The following is a 19,558-nucleotide window of genomic DNA, read 5'->3' as shown; positions in this document are numbered from 1 at the left end:
GACGGATCAAGCAAAAAGGGCGGCCGGAGCCGCCCGTCGGAAAGTTCGGGCAGCGCGCTCAGGCGATCGCGTCGGCGCTCTGGCGCTGCAGCATGGCCAGCATGCGGGCCACCGTGGGCCGCAGCTCGCGGCGGTCGATGATCATGTCGACCGCGCCCTTGTCGCGCAGGAACTCGGCGCGCTGGAAACCCTCGGGCAGCTTCTCGCGCACGGTGTTCTCGATCACGCGCGGCCCGGCGAAGCCGATCAGGGCCTTGGGCTCGGCCACCACCACATCGCCCATGAAGGCGAAGCTGGCGGACACGCCGCCCATGGTCGGGTCGGTCAGCACGCTGATGTAGGGCAGGCCGGCCTTGGCCAGCCAGGTCAGCGAGGCATTGGTCTTGGCCATCTGCATCAGGCTCAGCAGGCCCTCCTGCATGCGCGCGCCCCCGCTGGCGGCGAAGCTGATGAAGGGCACCTTCTGTTCGATCGCGGTCTCGACGCCGCGCACGAAGCGCTCGCCAACCACCGAGCCCATCGAACCGCCCATGAACTCGAACTCGAAGGCCGCGGCCACCACCGGCAGCGTCATCACCGCACCGCCCATCACGACCAGGGCGTCGGTCTCGCCGGTCGCGTCCAGGGCCTGCTTCAGGCGCTCGGGGTACTTCTTGCTGTCCTTGAACTTGAGCGGGTCGACCGGCAGCACCTCCTGTCCGATGTCGTAGCGGCCCTCGGCATCGAGGAAGGCATCGAGCCGTGCCCGCGCGCCGATGCGATGGTGATGGCTGCACTTCGGGCAGACGCCGAGGTTGTGCTCCAGATCGGTCTTGTAGAGCACGGTCTCGCAGGCCGGGCACTTGGTCCACAGGCCCTCCGGCACCGAGCGGCGCTCGGCCGGATCGGTGGGCTGGATCTTGGGCGGCAGGAGTTTTTCAAGCCAGCTCATCGGAGGGTCCTTTCATCGAACATCGGAAACAGGAAGGGCGGGACGGCCGCGTCGCGGCCCCGCCGGCATCGCTCAGCGCCTTGCGGCCGAGGCCGCATCCAGCGGACCGCGGATCGAGGCCATGAAATCACGCGCCACCTCGGCCCAGCGGCCGGCCGGTGCCGCTTCCAGCAACTGGACCAGCTTCGAGCCGATCACGACCGCATCGGACACCGCCGCGACCGCAACCGCACTCTCGGCATCGCGGATGCCGAAGCCCACGCCGACCGGCACCCGCACATGCTGGCGGATGCGGGGAATCATGCGGCCGACCTCGGCCGTGTCGAGGTGGCCGGCGCCCGTCACGCCCTTGAGCGACACGTAGTAGACGTAGCCCCCGGCAATGCGGCCCACCGTGGCCATGCGGGCCTCGGTGGACGTCGGGGCGAGCAGGAAGATCAGGTCCAGGCCGGCTGCCTTCAGCAGCGCGGCGAAGGTCTCGCACTCCTCGGGCGGGTAGTCGACGATCAGCACGCCATCGACGCCGGCCGCCGCCGCATCGCGTGCGAAGGCCTCGACGCCATAGCACTCGACCGGGTTGGCGTAGCCCATCAGCACGACCGGGGTGCGGGCGTCGTCGCGACGGAAGTCGCGCACCATGGCCAGCACCTCGTGCAGGCCCACCCCCTGGGCCAGCGCACGCTCGGAAGCCTTCTGGATCACCGGGCCGTCGGCCATCGGGTCGGAGAAGGGCACGCCCAGTTCGAGGATGTCGGCGCCGCCGGCCACCAGGCCGTGCAGGATGCCGACGGTGGCCGCGGGGGCTGGGTCGCCGGCCGTCACATAGGGAATCAGGGCCTGGCGGCCCTGGGTCTTGAGGGTCTCGAAGACCGCAGCGATGCGCGCGCTCATGCCTTCACCTCCACGACCGAGACGCCGCCCTTGACCGACTGGCCGCGGCAGGACGGACGGCAGTAGAAATCGGCGTTCGACAGGTCGGCCACGGTGCCGATGTCCTTGTCGCCCCGACCCGAGAGGTTGACGAGGATGTGCTGATCGGGCCGCATCGTCGGCGCCATCTTCATCGCATGGGCGACGGCATGGCTGGATTCGAGCGCCGGGATGATGCCCTCGGTGCGGCACAGGCGGTGGAAGGCGGCCAGGGCCTCGGCGTCGGTGATGCCGACGTACTCGGCGCGGCCGATGTCCTTCAGGTAGGCATGCTCGGGACCGACGCCGGGGTAGTCCAGGCCGGCCGAGATGCTGTGCGTCTCGGTGATCTGGCCGTTGCGGTCCTGCAGCAGGTAGGTGCGGTTGCCGTGAAGCACGCCGGGCGTACCGCGCGTGAGCGAGGCCGAGTGCTTGCCGCTGTCCAGGCCCTCGCCCGCGGCCTCGACGCCGATCAGGCGGGTCCCCTCATGCGGGATGTAGGGGTAGAAGATGCCCATGGCATTGCTGCCGCCGCCGACGCAGGCGACGACGGCGTCGGGCTGGCGGCCGATCTGCGCCGGCATCTGCGTCAGGCACTCCTCGCCGATCACGCTCTGGAAGTCGCGCACCATGGCCGGATAAGGCGCCGGGCCGGCCACCGTGCCGATGATGTAGAAGGTGTTTTCGACGTTCGTCACCCAGTCGCGCAGGGCCTCGTTCAGCGCGTCCTTCAGGGTCTTGCTGCCGCTGTCGACCGGCACCACGGTGGCCCCCAGCAGCTTCATGCGGTAGACGTTAGGCGACTGGCGCTTCACGTCCTCGCTGCCCATGTAGACCACGCACTCCAGGCCGTAGCGCGCGCAGATGGTGGCCGTGGCCACGCCATGCTGACCGGCGCCGGTCTCCGCGATGATCCGCGGCTTGCCCATGCGCTTGGCCAGCAGGGCCTGGCCGATGGTGTTGTTCACCTTGTGCGCGCCGGTGTGGTTCAGGTCCTCGCGCTTGAGGTGGATCTGCGCGCCACCCAGCTCGCGGCTCAGGCGCGCAGCGTGGTAGACCGGGCTGGGCCGGCCGACGAAGTGCGCCAGCTCGTGGCGGAATTCGCGCTGGAACTCGGCGTCGTGCTGGTAGCGGGCATAGACCGCCTTCAGCTCGTCGAGCGCATGGATGAGGGTCTCGGCGACGAAGGTGCCGCCGTAGGGCCCGAAGTGCCCGCGGGCATCGGGTTGCTGGTAGTCCAACATGGGAATGCTTTCGATCCGGGAGACCGGGGCTTCAGCCGGCGGCCTCATGGGGGCGGGCATCGGCCTGCCGAACGGCATCGCAGAAGGCTTGCATCAGGACGGCGTCCTTGACGCCCTTGCCCACCTCGACGCCGGAGCTCACGTCAACGGCCCAGGGCCGCACGCGCTCCACCCCATCGATCACATTGGCAGGATTCAACCCACCAGACAAAACGAGCGGACAGGGCGCGCTTGCTGGAATGAGTGACCAATCGAAGACCTTTCCGCCGCCGCCATAGCCCTCGACATGGGCGTCGAGCAGCAGGGCCTGGGCGCTGGGAAACTGCTGGGCGAAGTCTAGCAAAGCGAAACCCGGCCCCATCCGGGCCGCCCGCAGATAGGGTCGGCCGGGGGCCTCGCAGGCCGCGCGGTCCTCGTCGCCGTGGAACTGCAGCAGCAAGGTGGGGATGGCGGCGCAGGCCGCGGCAATCTCCGCCGGCTCGGCGTTCACGAACAGCCCGACCGGCGTGACGAAGGGCGGCAGACGCCGGGCCAGCGCGGCCGCGCGGGCCACGCTGACCGCGCGGGGACTCTTCGCGTAGAAGACGAAACCGAGCGCGTCGGCGCCGGCGGCCACGGCGGCGTCGACATCGGCCTCGCGGGTCAGGCCGCAGATCTTGATGCGGGTGCGGTGAGACATGAAAAAGGGGCCAACGGGCGGCAGGATCGGCACGCTGCACAGCCCTCAGGGCAGCCAGTCGATCGACGCATTGTGTTCGGGCAGACCGAGCCCGGCATCGTAGACCGGGCCGAGGAAGTAGAGGCCGTCCGGGGCAAAGGTCGGCGCGGCGCGTTCGCGCGAGCGGCTGGCCAGCACCTCGGCCATCCAGTCGGGCGGCCGGCTGCCCTGCCCCACCGCCACCAGGCAGCCCATGAGGTTGCGGACCATGTGGTGCAGGAAGGCGCTGGCCTCGACCTCGAAGCGCCACAGCGCACCGCGCCGCGTGATGGCGATGCGGCGCATCTCCTTGACCGGCGAGAGGGCCTGGCAGCCCGCGGCGCGGAAGGCGCTGAAGTCATGCGTGCCGATCAGATGGGCCGCCGCGGCCTCCATCGCGGCCTGGTCCAGCGGCCGGAACACCCAGCCGACCAGGCCGGCCTCCAGCGCGGGCCGGGCCACGGATTCCCGCAGCAGGTAGACATAGCGGCGGCCGCGCGCATGGCGGCGCGCGTCGAAATCGGCCGGCACCGGCTGGCACCACTGCACGGCGATGTCGGGCGGCAGGTAGCGGTTGGTCCCGCGCACCCAGGAAAAGGGCTCGCGGGCCACCGGCGCATCGAAATGCACGACCTGGTTCAGGCCGTGCACGCCGGCGTCGGTCCGACCGGCGCAGGCCGTGCGCACCGGCTGGGCGGCAAAGGCAGCGAGGGCCGCTTCCAGCTGGTCCTGAACCGTCTGGCCGCTGGGCTGGCTCTGCCAGCCGAGGTAGGCGCTGCCGCGGTAGCTGAGGCCGAGCGCCAGGCGTGCGGGGGGATGCAGCGTGTCCTGCGGCACCGGCACGACGCTCAGCGGGCTCCTCCGAGGCGGGCCAGGAGCTCGCGGGCACGGGTCTGCTGGCCGGGATCGCCCTCACGGAGCACTTCCTCGGCGAGCTCGGTGGCGCCTTCGCGGTCGCCGATCGCGAGGAACTCGTCCGCCAGCTCCAGCTTGCGGTCCAGGCCCCCGGCCTGCGGCGCGGCCAGGGCGGGGGCCGGCTCGTCGCCGAGGTCCAGATCCAGGCCGAGGGCCTGCGGCGCGTCGGACAGCACCTGGCCCGGCCGGGCCGAGGGCTCGGCCGCCGGGCGGCCGCCCGGCTGGTAGAGCGGATGGTCGGGCTCCAGCTCGGCCCCCAGGCGCTGGGTCTGCCACCAGGCCTCGTGATCCTCGCCGGTGGTCTCGAAGATGTCGCGCGCCAGACTTTCGTAGGCCGCGAGATCGCGTCGCAGCGCGTGAATCTCGAGCAGCTTCAGCCGCAGCGGCAGGCTGTCCGGATCGTGACGCAAGGCCTCCTTGAGGATCTCCTCGGCCTGCAGGTCGCGGCCATAGCCGAGGTAGACCTCGGCCTCGGCCACGGGATCGACATCCTCCTGGGCGTCCAGATCCTGCAAGGAGAACTGCATGGGGAGCTCGGCGAGCTCATCGCGCAGGGGACGCCGACTGGCCGCCACCAGCTCAAAGGGCGAGACGGTCTCGAAAGCGTCCTGCCCGGCAGGCGCGGCAGGGCGATCCGCCAGGACGGGCTCGGGCTGCACGGCCGGCTCCGGCTCCGGCTCCGGCTCCGGCTCCGGCTCGCGGACCGGCACCGGCTCAGGCTCCGGCTCGCGGACCGGTGCCGGCTCGTCGGCCGGTTCGAGGTTCGCCAGGGGCGCCGCCTGCTCAGGTTCCGGCTCGGGCGCGGGGGCCTCGGTCGACGGTGCGGCAAGGTCCTCGGGCGACTGGGCTTCAGGCGAAACCGCCGGAGGCGGCGAATCCACGGGCGGCTGGGCGGGCTGCGTCGCCCCTGGCGTCGGGCTGCGGCGGCGCAAGGCCCAGAACGCGAGCGCGAGACCCAGCAGCAGCGGCAGACCCCATCGCAAGGCCTGAGGCAGCGCCGTGGGGCCGGCGGCGGATGCCGCCTCGGGCGCGGGCACCGCCCCCGTGTCGGTCGCTGAGGCCTGGGATGCCGGCAGCTCGGGCACCGGCGCAGGCTCACTCGCCGAGGCGGGTTCAGGGGGGGGCGCGGGCGGCGCCGGGGTCGGGACGACGGGCTCTGCCGGTGCCGGTGCCGGTGCCGGTGCCGGTGCCGGTGCCGAGGCGGCAGGCTCTGCATCGGCGGCGCGGGGCGGCGCGACCGCCACGGGCGGGGCCACCGGAGGGGCCGGCTCGACCGGCTCCGTGGGCAGGGGCAGAGGCTGGGCCGGCGCCTGGTCGATGCTGTGAGCGAGCAGCAGCCGGCGGGCCTCGGCACGGTCGAGGGCCAGCACCTGGTCGGGTGTCGGCACCCCCAGCACCGCACCCTCACGGAGCTTGTTGATGTTGCCGTTGATGAAGGCCTCGGGATTGGCACGCAGCAGCGCGGCCATCATCTGGTCGAGGCTGGCTCCGCGCGGCAGGCGCTTCAGCGCCAGCACCGACAGGCTGGAGGCCGGGTCGACGCGCAGCGAAGCCGCGTGGTCCGGCGGCGCAGGCGCGACCCCTTCCGCCTCCGTCTTGGTCTCCGGCGCCGGAGCCGGTGCGGGGACCGGCGGCTCGGCCTTCGGCGGCTTGCGCGCGCCCTCGAGTCGCAGCGAATAGTCGCGAATCACGCGGCCCTTGGCCCACTCGACCTCGATGATGAGGTCGACCGCCTCCTCGTTGAGCGGCTGGGCCCCGCTGATCAGCAGGTAGGGACGCCCGTCCTCGCGACGACGCAGGCTGAACTGCAGCTCGCGCAAGGGCGCCGCGAGCCTGGCGCCGGCCTCGCGGTAGGCGGCCGGATCGGCCAGGCGGGCGGCGAGGGAGTCTTCCTCGTCGGCGCGAAGCCGGACCAGGTCGACCTCGGCGCGCAGCGGCTCGCCGAGACCGGACTTCAGCGCGAGGCGCCCGAGGGCGAGCGCCTGGGCTTCGGTCGGCACCACCAGGGCCGCCACGGCAAGGGTCGGGGCCCAGGCCATCCAAGGGGCGTGGCGGAGCTTCGGACGACGATCGGACATCAGGCTCGACTCCCAGGAAGGCGGCCGCGGAGGACCGCCGAAGGCGGACTCAGGCTTCCACCAGCAGGCGCAGCATACGGCGCAGCGGCTCGGCTGCACCCCACAGCAGCTGGTCGCCGATGGTGAAGGCGCCCAGGTACTCGGGGCCCATGGCCATCTTGCGCAGGCGGCCGACCGGGATGGTCAGCGTGCCGGTGGTCGCCACGGGGGTCAGGTCCCTGATCGTCGCTTCGCGGGTGTTGGGCACGACCTTCACCCAGGCGTTGTCGGCCGCGATCATGGCCTCGATGTCGGCCAGCGGCACATCCTTCTTGAGCTTGAAGGTCAGGGCCTGGCTGTGGCAGCGCATGGCACCGATGCGCACGCAGAAACCGTCCACCGGCACGGCCGGCGTGCCGAAGCCTTCGCCCTGGCCGAGGATCTTGTTGGTCTCGGCGCCGCCCTTCCACTCTTCCTTCGACATCCCGTTGCCCAGATCCTTGTCGATCCAGGGGATGAGCGAACCGCCCAGCGGCACGCCGAAGTTGGCGGTCTCGGCAGCGCTCAGGGCGCGCTGCTTGGCGATGATCTTGCGGTCGATCTCCAGGATGGCGCTCTTCGGGTCGTCCAGCAGGCTCCGCACCTCGGCATTGAGCGTGCCGTACTGGGTCAGCAGCTCGCGCATGTGCTGCGCGCCGCCGCCGCTGGCTGCCTGGTAGGTCTGGGTGCTCATCCACTCGACCAGGCCGGCCTTGTAGAGGGCGCCCACGCCCATCAGCATGCAGCTGACGGTGCAGTTGCCGCCGATCCAGTTCTTGCCGCCCCGGGCCAGCGCGTTCTTGATGACCGGCAGGTTGACCGGGTCGAGCACGATGACCGCGTCGTCCTTCATCCGCAGCGTCGAGGCCGCGTCGATCCAGTGGCCGTTCCAGCCGGCGGCACGCAGCTTGGGGAAGACCTCGCTCGTGTAGTCGCCGCCCTGGCAGGTCAGCACGATGTCGCAGCGCTTGAGGGCCTCGAGGTCGAAGGCGTCGAAGAGCTGGGTCTCGTTCTTGGCCAGCGCGGCCGGGGCGGCGCCGCCGGCATTGCTGGTGCTGAAGAACAGCGGCTCGATGTGGGCGAAATCGCCCTCGGCCTGCATGCGGTCCATCAGGACCGAACCCACCATGCCCCGCCATCCGACGAGGCCGACCCGTGCTTGTGCCATGTTTGCGTCCTTCTGCTTGAGCCGCGTGCCGCGGTCTTCTGTCTGGTGTTGTTGGTCGAGAGGCGGTCGGGAAACCCGGGCGGATCCGTCTTCGGATCAGCCCTGGGCGCTCAGCGCGGCGACCACCGCATCGCCCATGGCGACGGTGCCGACGCGGGTGTCGCCTTCGCGCCAGATGTCGCCGGTGCGCAGGCCCTGGCTCAGGACGGTGTCGACGGCCCGCTCGATGCGGGCGGCCGCCTCGGCCTGGTTCAGGCTGTAGCGCAGCATCATGGCCGCGCTCAGGATGGTGGCCAGCGGATTGGCCACGCCCTTGCCGGCGATGTCGGGCGCGCTGCCGTGGCTGGGCTCGTAGAGGCCCTGGTTCTTCGCGTTCAGCGAGGCGCTGGGCAGCATGCCGATCGAGCCGGTCAGCATCGCGGCCTCGTCGCTGAGGATGTCGCCGAACATGTTACCGGTCACGATCACGTCGAAGGCCTTGGGCGCCTTGACGAGCTGCATCGCGGCGTTGTCGACGTAGAGGTGGTCGAGCTTCACGTCCGGGTACTGGGCATGGACCTCGGTGACGGTGTCCTTCCAGAACTGGAAGGTCTCCAGCACATTGGCCTTGTCGACGCTGGTCAGCTTGCCGCCACGCTTGCGGGCGGCCTGGAAGGCGACATGGGCGATGCGCTCGATCTCGGGCTTCGAATAACGCATCGTGTCGAAGGCTTCCTCGGCGCCGGGGAAGTGACCGTCGACCGCGGTGCGGCGGCCGCGCGGCTGGCCGAAGTAGATGTCGCCGGTCAGCTCGCGCACGATCAGGATGTCCAGGCCCGCCACCAGCTCGGGCTTCAGGCTGGAGGCATGCGTGAGCTGCGGATAGCAGATGGCCGGGCGGAAGTTGGCGAACAGGCCCAGGTGCTTGCGCAGGCCGAGGATGGCCTGCTCGGGACGCAGCGGACGGTCCAGGGTGTCGTACTTCCAGTCGCCCACGGCGCCGAAGAGGATGGCGTCGGCGCCGGTCGCCAGCTTCAGCGTGGCCTCGGGCAGGGGATGGCCGGCCACGTCATAGGCGGCGCCGCCGACCGGCGCGCTCTCCAGCTCGAAGCGCAGGTCGAGGGCCTTCAGGACCTTGACCGCCTCGGCGACGATTTCGGTGCCGATGCCGTCACCCGGCAGGACTGCGATCTTCATCAGGACTACTCGTTGTTAGGGTCGGGGCCGGCCGGGGGCCGGCGAGGTCGGGCCCGAGGCCCGGCGCCCGCGGGGGCGGGTCTCAGCCCGGCAGGCGGTGGGCCAGCCAGGGCTTGGTGGCCAGGCGCTCGGCCTCATAGGCCTTGATCTTCTCGGCATGGCGCAAGGTCAGGCCGATGTCGTCGAAGCCGTTGAGCAGGCAGAACTTGCGGAAGGGCTGCACCTCGAAGGGCAGCTCCACGCCGTCGGGCTTGACGACCACCTGACGCTCCAGGTCGACCGTCAGGCTGTAGCCGGGGAAGGCGGCCACTTCGTCGAACAGCCGGGCCACCTGGGCTTCGGGCAGCACGATGGGCAGCAGGCCGTTCTTGAAGCAGTTGTTGAAGAAGATGTCGGCGAAGCTCGGCGCGATCAGGGCGCGGAAGCCGAACTGCTCGATGGCCCAGGGCGCGTGCTCGCGGCTGGAGCCGCAACCGAAGTTCTGCCGCGCCAGCAGCACCGAGGCGCCCTGGTAGCGCGGCTGGTTGAGCACGAAGTCCGGATTCGGACGGCGCGTGGTCTGGTCCTGGCCTTCACGCCAGGGCTCGGCATAGCGCCATTCGTCGAACAGGTTGATGCCGAAGCCGCTGCGCTGGATCGACTTCAGGAACTGCTTGGGGATGATGGCGTCGGTGTCGACGTTTTCGCGGTCGATGGGCGCCACCACGCCCTGATGCACACGGAAGGCTTGCACGGCTTGCTCGCTGGAGGGGGGTGGGCGGGACCGCAGCGGTCCCGCCCGGGCTTCACTTCTTCTTGGCGGCGTCTTCGACGACTTCGCCGGCGCGCTGCACGTCCTTGCCGACGCCGGCAATGGTGTTGCAGGCGGACAGCGCGAAGGCGGCAAGCAGCATCAGGACGATCTTCTTCATGGTCAGGTCCTCCAGGATCGAAAGGGAGAGAAAACAGGCCTCAGGCCACGCGGCGCACGTCGACGAAATGCCCCGCCAGCGCCGCAGCGGCGGCCATGGCCGGGCTGACGAGGTGGGTGCGGCCGCCCGCGCCTTGGCGACCTTCGAAATTGCGGTTGCTGGTCGAGGCGCAGCGCTCGCCCGGCTCCAGCCGGTCGGCGTTCATCGCCAGGCACATCGAGCAGCCGGGCTCGCGCCAGTCGAAGCCGGCGGCCTTGAAGACGGCATCCAGCCCTTCGGCCTCGGCCTGGGCCTTGACCAGGCCCGAGCCCGGCACGACCAGGGCCTGCTTGACGTTGGACGCGATGCGGCCGCCGACACGGCGGACGACCGAGGCCGCCTCACGCAGGTCCTCGATGCGGCTGTTGGTGCAGGATCCGATGAAGACCCGGTCGATGCGGATGTCCGCCAGCGGCTTGTTGGGCTCCAGCGCCATGTACTGCAGCGCGCGCTCCATGGCACCGCGCTTGACGGCGTCCTTCTCCTTGTCGGGATCGGGCACGCGGTCTTCGATGGACAGCACCATCTCGGGCGAGGTGCCCCAGGTCACCTGCGGGCGGATCTGCGCGGCATCGAGCTCGACGACATGGTCGAAGTGCGCACCCGGGTCGCTGTGCAGGGTGCGCCAATAGGCCACGGCCTGCTCCCATTCGACGCCGGTCGGCGTGAAGGGCCGGCCCTTCACGTAGGCGATCGTGGTCTCGTCCACCGCCACCAGGCCGGCGCGGGCGCCGCCCTCGATGGCCATGTTGCAGACGGTCATCCGGCCTTCCATGCTCAGGGCACGGATGGCCGAGCCGGCGAATTCGATGGTGTAGCCCGTGCCGCCGGCGGTGCCGATCCGGCCGATGATGGCCAGCACGATGTCCTTGGCGCCGCAGCCCTTGGGCAGCGTGCCCTCCACCTTGACTAGCATGTTCTTGGCCTTCTTGGCCAGCAGGGTCTGGGTGGCCAGCACATGCTCGACCTCGGAGGTGCCGATGCCATGGGCCAGGGCCCCGAAGGCGCCGTGGGTGCTGGTGTGGCTGTCACCGCAGACGACCGTCATGCCGGGCAGGGTCGCGCCCTGCTCGGGGCCGATGACGTGCACGATGCCCTGGCGGCGGTCGCTCATCTTGAACTGGGTGATGCCGTGGGCATCGCAGTTCTTGTCGAGCGTTTCGACCTGCAGGCGCGAGACCGGGTCGGCAATGCCTTCGCGGCGGTCGGTGGTCGGCACGTTGTGGTCGCTCACCGCCAGGTTGGCGGAGATGCGCCAGACCTTGCGGCCGGCCAGATCCAGCCCCTCGAAGGCCTGCGGGCTGGTCACCTCGTGGACGAGATGGCGGTCGATGTAGAGGACGGCGGTGCCGTCGTCCTCGGTGTGGACGACATGCTCATCCCAGAGCTTGTCGTAAAGGGTGCGTGCACTCATGGGCAGGGCTTCTCGGGCGGGGCGGTACGCATCGGAACCCCCTATTGTGCCGCCGCGCCTTCCGGGGTGTCGGGCCGTTGCGGCGCCGCAGCGTCAGCAAGTTTCCGGTCGCGCCCCGATCAGCCTCGCCAGGCGGCCAGGCTCTGGGCCTGGATCTGCGCCTCGATGGGCCGGGCCTTGCGGCCGCGCTTGCCCAGGTGGGGGGCCAGCGCCACGCCGCGCAGCTCCAGCACGCGCGGCTTGCCACCGCGGCCCAGGCCCTGCACGAGCACGCCGGCCCCGCAGGGCACGGCGGCGATGAGCGGATCCCCGGCCGCCCCCTCGATCAGGCTCAGGCCGCGGCCGCCCTTGGGCTGCAGCTTGAGCTCGGCGAGCGGGAAGACCAGCAGGCGGCCGGCCCGGCTCAGGACCGCCAGCTGGTCCTGCCCGGCCTCGACCGGCTGCGGCGGCAGCGGCTGCTCGCCGTCCTCCAGCGTCAGGAAGGCCTTGCCGCTGCGGTTGCGGCCGGCCAGGTCGGCCACGGTGGCCAGCAGGCCATAGCCCCCGGTGCCGGCCAGCATCAGGGTCTGGGCGGCCGGGCCGGCATGGAAATGCAGGGCCTGGGTGCCGGATTCCAGCTCGATCATGGCCGTGACCGGCTGGCCATCGCCGCGTGCCCCCGGCAGACCGGCCACCGGCAGGCTGTAGACGCGGCCGCTGCCGCCGGCTGCGCTGCCGAAGACGAGCACGGTGTCGACGCTGCGGCAGGCGAAGACGCCATAGAGCCCGTCGCCGGCCTTGAAGCTGAAGCTGGCCGGATCGTGGCCCTGCCCCTGGCGCACGCGCAACCAGCCCTTGCGGCTGACGATGACGGTGACCGGCTCGTCGACCACCTTCAGCTCCGCCACGCTGCGCTTCTCGGCCTGGATGAGGGTGCGGCGGGCGTCGCCGTGGGCCTTGGCATCGGCCTCGATCTCCTTGATCACCGTGCGCCGCAGCACGGCCGGGCTGCCGAGGCTCTCCTCGAGCCGGGCCCGCTCGGCGCGCAGGCTGGCCAGCTCCTGCTCGATCTTGATCGCCTCCAGCCGGGCCAGCTGGCGCAGGCGGATCTCCAGGATGTCCTCGGCCTGGCGCTCGCTCAGCGCGAAGGCCTCGATCAGCGCGGCCTTGGGCTCCTCGCTCTCGCGGATGATGCGGATGACTTCGTCGAGATTCAGCAGCACCAGCTGCCGGCCTTCGAGGATGTGGATGCGGTCCAGCGCCTTGCCCAGGCGGTGGCGGCTGCGCCGGGTCACGGTCTGCAGGCGGAAGCCAGTCCACTCCAGCAGCATCTGCCGCAGGCTCTTGGGCGTGGGCCGGCCGTCGGCCCCGACCATGGTCAGGTTCAGCGGCGCATTGCCCTCCAGGCTGGTGTGGGCGAGCAACAGGCGGGCCAGGGCCTGCGGGTCCACCGTGCGGCTCTTGGGCTCGAAGACCAGGCGCACCGGCGCGTCCTTGCCCGATTCGTCGCGCACCGTGTCGAGCAGGCCGAGCACCGTGGTCTTGAGCTGGAGCTGCTCGGGGCTGAGGGCCTTCTTTCCGGCTTTGATCTTGGGGTTGCTCAGCTCCTCGATTTCTTCGAGCACCTTCTGCGCGCTGGCGCCCGGCGGCAGCTCGGTGACGACCATCTGCCACTGGCCGCGCGCCAGGTCCTCGATCACCCAGCGGGCGCGCACCTTGAGCGAACCGCGGCCGCTGCGGTAGGCCTCGCGGATCTCGGCCTCGGTCGAGATGATCTGACCGCCGCCCGGGAAGTCCGGCCCGGGCAGCAGGGCGAACAGCGCCTCGTCGTCGAGCGCCTCGTCCTTGATCAGGGCCACGGCGGCGGCGGCCACCTCGCGCAGGTTGTGGCTGGGAATCTCGGTGGCCAGGCCGACCGCGATGCCGCTGGCGCCATTGAGCAGCACGAAGGGCAGGCGGGCCGGCAGCTGGCGCGGCTCCTCGGTCGAGCCGTCGTAGTTCGGCAGGAAATCCACCGTGCCTTCGTCGATCTCGTCGAGCAGCAGGCGGGTGATGGGCGCCAGCCGCGCCTCGGTGTAGCGCATGGCCGCGGCGCCGTCGCCGTCGCGGCTGCCGAAATTGCCCTGGCCGTCGACCAGCGGGTAGCGCTGGCTGAAATCCTGGGCCATGCGCACCATCGCGTCGTAGGCCGCCTGGTCGCCATGCGGGTGGAAGCGGCCGAGCACATCGCCGACGACCCGGGCGCTCTTGACCGGCCGTGGCGCGCCCGACGCGCCGAAGCCCAGACCCATGCGCTGCATCGCGTAGAGGATGCGTCGCTGCACCGGCTTCTGGCCGTCGCACACATCGGGCAGGGCCCGACCCTTGACCACGCTGAGCGCGTACTCCAGGTAGGCCCGCTCGGCGTAGTCGGCCAGGCCCAGGGCGTCGGGCGCGGGAGGGAGGGGGGTGAACAGATCGTCCATGGACGCAGGGGCAGGCAGGTCGAACGGGAAAGGGTCGGGGCCGGGAGGCCGGCCGCGCTCGGCGCGCATTGTCCCCAGGACGCGCCACAGCCCGGCGGCGGCCGACCCGGACCGGCTGCGCCTTACCATGCCCGCGGCCCCCGCCCCGCCCCGATGCCCTCCGACGCCCCGCCCTGCCCCGCCCCGCCCGTGCGCCGCCGCCGGGTCTACTACTTCGCGGGCTTCGACACCCGCGGCGCGCGCAGCTACCACGCGCTCTACCGCGACGAAGCGGCTCGGCAGCAGGCTTGCGGAGACCGTCGCTACGCGGTCGGTCCGGCCGAAGTGGCCGGCGAGGCCCTGACGGACTGGCAGATCGAGGCCCTGCACGGGGGCCAGGCCACCCGCACGCACTACCGCTTCATGGCCTGGAACGACCTGCTGCGCGCCTACTGGCCCGAGCGCCTGGGCCCGGTGCTGGCATCGATGCCGGCCTTCTACCTGCGCTTCGCCGCCTGCGGCGCGCTGGGCCGCACCCGGCGTCTGGCCGCGCCCTTCTTCTGGATGATCCTGCTGCCCCTGCTGCACAGCCTGGCGGCCCTGCTGCTGGGCGGCCTGGCTGCCGTGGCCCTGGGGCTGGCCTGGCCGGCCGGCTGGGGACCGCCCGGCCTGGGCCTGATCCTGTCCGTTTTGCTGGGCCTCGCCGTGCTCGCCGGGCTGCTGCACCTGGGCGAGCGCGGGCGGGTGTTCTGGCTGATGCGGGCCTGGCGCTTCCTCTGGGACTGGTCAGGGCGCCGCATCCCGGCGCTGGAGCAGCGGCTCGACGCCTTCGCCGCGCGCATCGAGCAGGACCTCCAGCAGCCCGTGGCGGGCGAAGCCCCCGCCGACGAGGTGCTGCTGGTCGGCCACAGCGCGGGCGCGCTGGCGGCGGTCTCGGTGGCGGCACGCTGGCTGGCCGGCCGGACGTCAGGGCCCGCTCCGCAGGTCAAGCTGCTGACGCTCGGGCCGGTGCATCCCTTCCTCGGCCTGATCCCGCAGGCCGGCTGGTACCGCGAGCAACTCGCCCAGGTGGCTGCTTCGGGCATGAGCTGGCTGGACCTCTCGGCCCCGGGCGACCCGCTGTGCTACGCGCTGGTCGACCCGCTGGCCGCCTGCGGCCTGCCGCCCGCCCCGCCGAACCTGCGCCTCAAGTCCGCCCGCTTCGACCGCATGCTCGCGCCCGAGCGCTACGCCCGGCTGCGCCGTGACATCTTCCGCATCCACTTCCAGTACCTGATGGCCAGCGAGCGCCCGGTGGAGCACGACTACTTCCAGCTCAGTGCCGGCCCGCAGCGGCTCGAGCAGCTGCTGGCCCGCAACGTCCGTCCGGCCTGAGGCGACGATGGGCTTCATGCCGCCCCGCCCCGGCCCGCGCAGCCTGGCCGCGCTGCTCGGTGGCCTGTTCCGGCGCGACGGCCGCTCGATGCTGAACCTGCTGCCGCCCCGCGCCTACCGGGTGCAGATGGGCAGCGCGCGGCTGGCCGGCCAGCGCCTGCACCTGGTCAATGCGCCCGAGACCGTGCGCGAGCTGCTGGTCGAGCGGGCCGAGGCCTTCCCCAAGCATCCCTACCTGGCCGACATCCTGCAGCCGCTGATCGGCATCAGCCTGTTCAACGCGACCGGCGCCGCCTGGGCCAGGCAGCGCCGCCTGGTCGACCAGGCCTTTGCGCTGGCCGGCCTGCGGCTGGCCTTCCCGCGCATGCTCGACAGCATCGACGCCCTGCTGGCACGGACCGACGCGCTGGCCGACGGCCGGCAGACCTGGGACGCCGATGCGGCCATGAGCCATGTGACCGCCGACATCATCTTCCGCACCCTGCTGTCGCAGCCGCTGTCGGCCGAGGCCGCGCAGCGGGTCCACGACGCCTTCCGCCGCTACCAGGCCGACGCCCAGCGGGTGATGGGCCTGAGCGCGCTGCGGCTGCCGACCTGGCTGCACCGCAGGCGCTGCCGGCAGCAGGGCGCGGCGATCCGGGCGACCTTCGCCGGCCCGATCCACGCCCGCCACCAGGCCCTGCAGCGCGGCGAAGCGGGCGGGCCGGACGACATGCTGGCCGCCCTCTTCCGGGCCGAGGATCCGCTGGACGGCAGCCGCCTGGGCGTCGAGGAAGTCGTCGACCAGGTCGGCACCCTCTTCCTGGCCGGTCATGAGACCTCAGCCTCGACCCTGGCCTGGGCGCTCTACCTGCTGGCCTGCCAGCCGGCCCTGCAGGACGCGGTGCATGCAAGCGTGCAGCAGCTCTGGACCGACCGGCCGCCAGCCTTCGGCGACACACGGCAGCTCGAACAGGTGCAGGCGGTCTTCCGCGAAACCCTGCGGCTCTATCCGCCGATTGCCTTCTACCTGCGCGAGGCTGCGGGCGCCGACTGCCTGCGGGGCAAGGCGGTGCAGGCGGGCGACATGGTCGTGGTCTCGCCGTGGATCGTCCACCGCCACCACGCGCACTGGCCGCAGCCCGACACCTTCGACCCGGATCGCTTCGGTCCGCAGGCCGCGAGCGCCCCCCGGGGGGCCTACCTGCCCTTCGGACTCGGCCCGCGCGCCTGTCCAGGCGCCGCCTTCGCCACCCAGGAAAGCGTGCTGATCTTGGCCCGGCTCGTGCAGCGCTACCGTCTGCAGCCCCTGCCCGGCCACACCCCGCAGCCGACGGCGCGGCTCACGCTGCGCTCGGCCAACGGGGTGAAGCTGCGGCTGCTGCGGCGCTGAGTCTGCGGTGGAACAACGTCACCAACCCGGCACAAGGCTTGCGATACAGTCTTCAAGCTTCCAGCGACCGCCTCGCGCCTTTTGACACACCATGAATTCAGCCTCCCCCCCAGCGACATCCCGCGTTCTGAGCGGCGCAGCTGTTTTGCTTTTCATTGTCGGGGGATTGACTCGTCTTTTTCCACTGGCTGATTGGCCCAATCGTGTCTATTGGCAGTTTCTTTCGGAAGACGGTTATCTGATGCAGACGGTTGCGCGGAATTTCGCGCTGGGCTTGGGGCTTTCCACCGCTGACGGAACAATGCCAACGAATGGCGTACAGCCTTTGGCCACGTTTGTTTTCGCCGCGCTGCATGGCTTGGTCAACGGTAACAAACTGCTCGCGATTGCCGCCGTAGCTGTGTTGTCGACAGCCCAGGCCCTACTCGCTGCTTGGGCCATGGCTCACTTCATTCGTCAACTTGCCGGAGATCCGCCCCAGGCGCGGAGCTTGGGGGCTCTGGGGGCTGGCTTGTGGCTGTGCGGCTATGTGCTTATCGCTCACAGCGGCAACGGACTGGAGACGGGTCTCTATCATCTCGCCGTACTGGCCGCTTGGCTGGTTTATCTGCGTCAACTGACGGCCCAGGCTCTGCGCCCCGCCACGACGAGCGAGAGCATGAGGCTGGGAGTCGCATTGGGCATGGTCTTTCTGGCCCGTAACGATGCCGTCTTCTTCATCGGTGGCCTTCTGGCGGCGCACGTATGGATCGGGGGAGAAGCTGGGGGAGGTATTCTGCGTCGCCTACGGGATGCCACGATTGCCGGTCTTACCTCGCTCGCAACCGCCTCCCCTTGGCTAGTTCACAACAAACTCCTGTTTGGCTCGATCGTGCCCATCAGTGGTAGCGCCCAATCGCACGACAGCGTGCTTGGGCAGAACATGACGGTCGTACCCGCCAACCTGCTGGAGGCCATGCTTGTCCTGCTGCCGATCCCGGGAGCGGTGGAGCGCAGTGGTCCGGTGCTTGTGGCGGGGCCCTTCCTTGTGATCGTGCTGTTGCTGGGATTTGGATACTGGTCTCGCGGTCGCGGAGTAGGTGTCCGTCGGATGGTGGTGGCAAGCACCCTGTTCTTGGGTGGGCTGGTGGGTTACTACGGTCTTTTTTTTGGTGCAGCCCACTTCATCCCACGCTATCTGTCAGTGCTGAGCGTGCTCCTGTGGCCCATGCTCGTGCTGCTCACTGGTGCGCTCGCCGACCGAGTGCAGACTCGATGGCAAGGCTTGAGACCGCTGGGCGTGGCGGGCTTGGTGGTGCTTTGCGCGGTGTCGGTGAATAACGCGCGGCTGCACTGGAATCACGGCGAACAGCACATGCATCGTCAGGTGGCGGAATGGGTCACTGAGCATGTTGCGCCAGAAGTCTGGGTAGGCGCTGTGCAGACTGGCACGCTTGGTTATTTTCACGACCGAACGATTAACTTGGATGGCAAGGTCAACCCCGAGGCCCTGAAGGTGATCCTGCGAACCGGCGACGTTCGTGATGCGTACATCATGGACTCGCCCATCCAACACATCATCGACTGGGTGGCCATAACCGATTGGGCAACAAAACCTGGAGCCCCGACCTTCAAAGCCGCGTTTGATGTGGCCGTTCGAGACACGTCTCTCAACCTCGGGGTGCTCACACGCCGGCAACCCCCAGCCAACATCGATGCCCACTGAGCGGGTCAGGCACCATCGCAAGTATGGCCAGTCGGGATGAGGAACTCGTTCGTGAGCGGTCCCGTCCGAGAGCGCAGACCGTCGATTGATGCGAGCGGAAGAACCATGAACCAAAAGGTAAATGGCGGCATGAGCTACCACCGGCAAAATGCCCGATATCTGCAGAAGCCACTCCGAGCAACGCTCCTGCTGTGCTGGAGGACACCGTGCTGAGTGCCCTCCCGAGCCATGGCGCACGCCGGGCACTGGTGCTATCCATCGTATTGTCGGTACTAGGCTACGCAGGTTTCTCGGTATGGGCCGGCTGGCGTGAGGTCACAGCACTGATCTTTGAACTCGGACTCGCCGGCATCGGATTGATGCTAATCCTGTCGGGTGTGAACTATGGTCTACGTTTCCTGCGCTGGCAGATATTGCTCGCGCGCCTCGGCCATCGCGTGCCAGCCGCGCCGGGTGCGCTGATTTACGTGGCGGGCTTTGCCCTTACGACCACCCCCGGGAAGGCTGGTGAAGCCATCCGCAGCATCTTCTTGAAGGCCCATGGCGTGGGCTACCACGCCAGCCTGGCTGCGCTGTTCAGCGAACGTCTGTCGGACCTGATCGCCGTCGTGCTGCTTGCTTGCCTGGGCGCGACCAGCCACCCCAGTAGCCGGCCAGTGGTGGGCGGCGTACTGCTGCTCATCGTCTTGCTGCTGCTGACCCTGGCCCTGTCCGAGCGACTGCGCCCGCTGCATGCCCGGCTGCAGGCTTCGGGCGGCAAGCTGGGCGCACTCGGCGCGCGGCTGTGCGAGCTGATGTTCTCCGCCGCAAGCTGCCACCGCCCCGGCATCCTGCTCGCGACCACCGCGGTCAGCGTGCTGGCCTGGGGCGCCGAGGCCTGGGCCTTCCACCTCATGCTCGAAGGCATGGGGCTCTCGCTGCAAGCCATCTGGGCCTTCTTCGTCTACGCCCTGTCGATGCTGGTCGGCGCGATCAGCTTCCTGCCCGGCGGCCTGGGCTCGGCCGAGGCGACCATGGTCGGCCTGCTGATCGGTGCCGGCCAGACCGAGGCCTCGGCCGTGGCCGCCACCCTGCTGATCCGCCTGACCACGCTGTGGTTTGCGGTGGCCCTGGGCGCCTGGGCGCTTGCGGTGGTCAGCCGCGCCCGGCCGGCGACGGCCCTCGGTCCCCAGCCCTGAGCCGGC

At 70.3% G+C, this 19,558-nt stretch carries 16 protein-coding genes; 4 read left to right on the top strand and 12 right to left on the bottom strand.

From position 1 onward, the window contains the following. Positions 1-58: 58 nt before the first annotated feature. The 12 genes from accD to parC all read right to left on the bottom strand — a co-directional run bounded on the left by accD (position 59) and on the right by parC (position 13,944). On the bottom strand, positions 59-931 hold the full coding sequence (accD, locus tag H4F90_RS02120; RefSeq protein ID WP_182661040.1) for an acetyl-CoA carboxylase, carboxyltransferase subunit beta: 873 nt from the start codon (positions 929-931) through the stop codon (positions 59-61). Positions 932-1,003: 72 nt separating this feature from the next. Then, entirely contained in the window at positions 1,004-1,822 is an 819-nt protein-coding gene (gene trpA, locus H4F90_RS02115) for a tryptophan synthase subunit alpha (RefSeq protein ID WP_182661038.1), read from the bottom strand. Beyond that, positions 1,819-3,084 (bottom strand): tryptophan synthase subunit beta, encoded by a 1,266-nt coding sequence (gene trpB, locus H4F90_RS02110; RefSeq protein ID WP_182661036.1) that lies wholly within the window; start codon positions 3,082-3,084, stop codon positions 1,819-1,821. The genes trpA and trpB overlap by 4 nt, the downstream gene beginning before the upstream one ends. A gap of 31 nt (positions 3,085-3,115) precedes the next feature. After that, complete coding sequence (locus H4F90_RS02105) at positions 3,116-3,763, bottom strand: phosphoribosylanthranilate isomerase (protein WP_182661033.1); 648 nt, start codon at positions 3,761-3,763, stop codon at positions 3,116-3,118. Between the two features lie 45 nt (positions 3,764-3,808). Further along, on the bottom strand, positions 3,809-4,624 hold the full coding sequence (gene truA, locus H4F90_RS02100; protein ID WP_328700800.1) for a tRNA pseudouridine(38-40) synthase TruA: 816 nt from the start codon (positions 4,622-4,624) through the stop codon (positions 3,809-3,811). Positions 4,625-4,629: 5 nt separating this feature from the next. Further along, a complete protein-coding gene (locus tag H4F90_RS02095; RefSeq protein WP_182661031.1) occupies positions 4,630-6,735 on the bottom strand; it encodes a type IV pilus assembly protein FimV in 2,106 nt (701 codons plus the stop codon). Positions 6,736-6,823: 88 nt separating this feature from the next. Beyond that, the gene (gene asd / locus H4F90_RS02090) at positions 6,824-7,960 is read right to left on the bottom strand and encodes an aspartate-semialdehyde dehydrogenase (protein ID WP_182661029.1); all 1,137 of its coding nucleotides are present in this window, start codon (positions 7,958-7,960) and stop codon (positions 6,824-6,826) included. A 96-nt stretch (positions 7,961-8,056) separates the two neighbouring features. Continuing rightward, positions 8,057-9,136: a 3-isopropylmalate dehydrogenase gene (gene leuB / locus H4F90_RS02085; protein WP_182661027.1), complete on the bottom strand. Its 1,080-nt coding sequence runs from the start codon at positions 9,134-9,136 to the stop codon at positions 8,057-8,059. Between the two features lie 82 nt (positions 9,137-9,218). Continuing rightward, positions 9,219-9,869 carry a 3-isopropylmalate dehydratase small subunit gene (gene leuD, locus H4F90_RS02080; RefSeq protein WP_182661025.1) on the bottom strand — a complete coding sequence of 217 codons (651 nt, stop codon included), beginning with the start codon at positions 9,867-9,869 and terminating at the stop codon, positions 9,219-9,221. A gap of 52 nt (positions 9,870-9,921) precedes the next feature. Then, a complete protein-coding gene (locus tag H4F90_RS02075) occupies positions 9,922-10,047 on the bottom strand; it encodes an entericidin A/B family lipoprotein (RefSeq protein WP_182661023.1) in 126 nt (41 codons plus the stop codon). Positions 10,048-10,087: 40 nt separating this feature from the next. Further along, the gene (leuC, locus tag H4F90_RS02070; RefSeq protein WP_182661018.1) at positions 10,088-11,500 is read right to left on the bottom strand and encodes a 3-isopropylmalate dehydratase large subunit; all 1,413 of its coding nucleotides are present in this window, start codon (positions 11,498-11,500) and stop codon (positions 10,088-10,090) included. A 119-nt stretch (positions 11,501-11,619) separates the two neighbouring features. After that, complete coding sequence (parC, locus tag H4F90_RS02065) at positions 11,620-13,944, bottom strand: DNA topoisomerase IV subunit A (RefSeq protein ID WP_182661016.1); 2,325 nt, start codon at positions 13,942-13,944, stop codon at positions 11,620-11,622. A gap of 153 nt (positions 13,945-14,097) precedes the next feature. On the opposite strand from parC, the gene H4F90_RS02060 reads away from it, so the two are divergent. The 4 genes from H4F90_RS02060 (at position 14,098) to H4F90_RS02045 (ending at position 19,552) form a co-directional block, all read left to right on the top strand. Continuing rightward, positions 14,098-15,297 carry a lipase family protein gene (locus tag H4F90_RS02060; RefSeq protein ID WP_182661014.1) on the top strand — a complete coding sequence of 400 codons (1,200 nt, stop codon included), beginning with the start codon at positions 14,098-14,100 and terminating at the stop codon, positions 15,295-15,297. Positions 15,298-15,313: 16 nt separating this feature from the next. Next, a complete protein-coding gene (locus H4F90_RS02055; RefSeq protein ID WP_182661012.1) occupies positions 15,314-16,669 on the top strand; it encodes a cytochrome P450 in 1,356 nt (451 codons plus the stop codon). 91 nt (positions 16,670-16,760) lie between these two features. Beyond that, a complete protein-coding gene (locus tag H4F90_RS02050; protein WP_182661010.1) occupies positions 16,761-18,374 on the top strand; it encodes a hypothetical protein in 1,614 nt (537 codons plus the stop codon). 191 nt (positions 18,375-18,565) lie between these two features. Then, positions 18,566-19,552, top strand: a complete 987-nt coding sequence (locus H4F90_RS02045) for a lysylphosphatidylglycerol synthase transmembrane domain-containing protein (RefSeq protein ID WP_328700799.1) — start codon at positions 18,566-18,568, stop codon at positions 19,550-19,552. Positions 19,553-19,558 lie beyond the last annotated feature (6 nt).

The organism is Aquariibacter albus (genome assembly GCF_014145335.1).
GTDB lineage: Bacteria > Pseudomonadota > Gammaproteobacteria > Burkholderiales > Burkholderiaceae_C > Aquariibacter > Aquariibacter albus.
This window is presented reverse-complemented; position numbering and strand designations above follow the sequence as displayed.